General features: G+C 68.7%; 2 protein-coding genes. One reads left to right on the top strand and one right to left on the bottom strand.

Going from position 1 to position 2,186, the window contains the following annotated elements; all coding sequences use genetic code 11:
* Positions 1-599, bottom strand: a 599-nt coding sequence (locus tag GA0115259_RS38440) for a ricin-type beta-trefoil lectin domain protein (RefSeq protein ID WP_141716905.1), incomplete at its 3' end; no start/stop codon positions are given.
* A gap of 231 nt (positions 600-830) precedes the next feature.
* On the opposite strand from GA0115259_RS38440, the gene GA0115259_RS38435 reads away from it, so the two are divergent.
* Positions 831-2,186: M20/M25/M40 family metallo-hydrolase (locus GA0115259_RS38435; protein ID WP_237540792.1), on the top strand; the 1,356-nt coding region annotated here is incomplete at its 3' end.

Raw genomic sequence — 2,186 nt, 5'->3', positions numbered from 1 at the left:
GCCGTCAGCCCACTGTACGTGTAGAAGGAATTCCGGCTCGGGAACATCTGGTTGAACTGGGACTCGCTGACGACGAAGCCCGACGGTGACGGGTTGCCGCCGCCACTGGTGCCGGCCGCCGTCCACTTCTGGTTCGTCTGTCCCGTACAGGTCCAGATCTGGAGCCGGGTTCCGTTGGCGGTGCTGCGGTCCCTGACGTCCAGACACTTGTTCGCCTGCGGATTGACGATGTCCCGGGCGGAGTTGACGACCCACTGCTGGTTCGCGCCGCCGCCGCAGTCCCAGAGCTGTACGGCCGCGCCGTCGGCGGTGCTGCGGTCGACGATGTCCAGGCATTTGCCCAGCGCGCGCAGCGTGCCGTCACTGGCGACGGTCCAGTTCTGGGCGCTGCTGCCGTTGCAGTCGTAGAGCTGTACGGGAGTGCCGTTCGCGTTGCTCGCACCGGCGACGTCCACGCACTTGCCGCCCAGACCGGTGATCCGGCCGACCGGGTCGGCGGCGGAGGCGGGCACGGCGAACAGGGTGGCGAGAAGCGCGCCGACAGCGAGGACCACTGCGGAGCGCGCGAGCGAGAGACCTCTGAAGGTTTTTCCTGGCATCTGCGGTTGCTTTCCCCTCTTCGCGCCGACGGCGCCTCTGACGGTTTCGCTTGGATTGAAAGGGAAGGTCTAGACCTTGTCAAGTACCGCACGAGCCGGGCCAGTTGCCGCCACAGGGCGGCCCCAGGGCCTCCTTGTGCACGGTTGGCCTGTCCATGACCATGGAGCGCCAGTGTCATATCACCGACGCAGCCATAGAAGGGACCCGTCATGCCCCAGCACCCCACAGGCATGCCCCGGAGAGCCGTCCTGTCAGCCACCGTCGCGACCGCCGTGGTCGGCGTGCCGGCGGTGGCCCAGGCCGCTCCCGTGGCGGCCCCGGCCGGGCGGGAGAAGGAAGACCGTGCCGCCACCGCCCAGGCTCCGGGCCGGGAGTTGCGGGAACTGCTCAAGGAGATCGACCGCGACCGGATCGAGGCGACCGTACGCCGGCTCGCCGCGTTCGGAACGCGCCACACGCTCTCCACCCAGGACGATCCCGAGCGCGGTATCGGTGCCGCCAGGGACTGGATATACGAGGAACTCAAGCGGTACGCGGCGGCATCCGGCGGCCGGATGACCGTCGAACTCCAGTCGTACATACAGGAACCCGCCTCCCGGATCCCGGTGGCGACCCGTATCACCAATGTCGTCGCGACGCTGCGCGGCTCGGTCGATCCCGACCGTGTCTATGTCGTCTCCGGCCACTACGACTCCCGTGCCTCCGATGTCATGGACGCCGTCAGCGACGCGCCGGGCGCCGACGACGACGCCTCCGGTGTCGCGGTGGCCATGGAGCTGGCGCGCGTCATGGCGCGCCGCCGCCCGGCCGCGACCATCGTCTTCGCGGCCGTCGCGGGCGAGGAGCAAGGGCTGTACGGAGCCGCCCATATGGCGGAGCAGTTCAAGGCCACAGGTTCGAATGTCCTGGCCATGTTCACCAACGACATCGTCGGCAGCCCCAAGGCCGACGACGGCACCCGCGACCCGTACACCGTGCGGCTCTTCGCCGAGGGCGTGCCCACCGCCGAGACACCGGCGGAGGCCAATGTCCGCCGCTCGGTCGGCGGCGAGAACGACTCACCGACGCGTCAGCTCGCGCGGTTCGTCCGCGATGTCGCGAACAACGACGCCACGGGCATGAATGTCCGGGTGATCTACCGCCGTGACCGCTATCTGCGTGGCGGCGACCACATTCCCTTCCTCGAACGCGGCTACGCGGCGGCCCGGTTCACCGAGCCGACCGAGGACTTCGCCCATCAGCACCAGGACGTACGGGTGGAGGACGGCCGCCAGTACGGCGATCTGCCCGAGTTCTGCGACTTCGGGTATATCGCCCGGGTGGCACGCGTCAATGGCGCGGCCCTGTGGACGCTCGCACAGGCTCCTGCCACTCCGCGCGGAGTGAAGATCGTCACCAGCACGCTGACCAACGCCACCGAACTGGTGTGGGACGCGGGCACGGAGACCGATCTGACCGGGTACGAGGTGGTGTGGCGCGAGACGACGGCGCCGGAGTGGACCCATCTGGCCGAGGCCGACGGCGCGACGAGCCACACCGTGGATCTCTCCAAGGACAATCTCTTCTTCGGTGTACGCGCCGTGAAC

It is taken from the genome of Streptomyces sp. MnatMP-M17 (assembly GCF_900091995.1).
Lineage (GTDB): Bacteria > Actinomycetota > Actinomycetes > Streptomycetales > Streptomycetaceae > Streptomyces.
The sequence above is the reverse complement of the archived record's forward strand: the minus strand, read 5'-3'. Positions and strand labels throughout refer to the sequence as shown.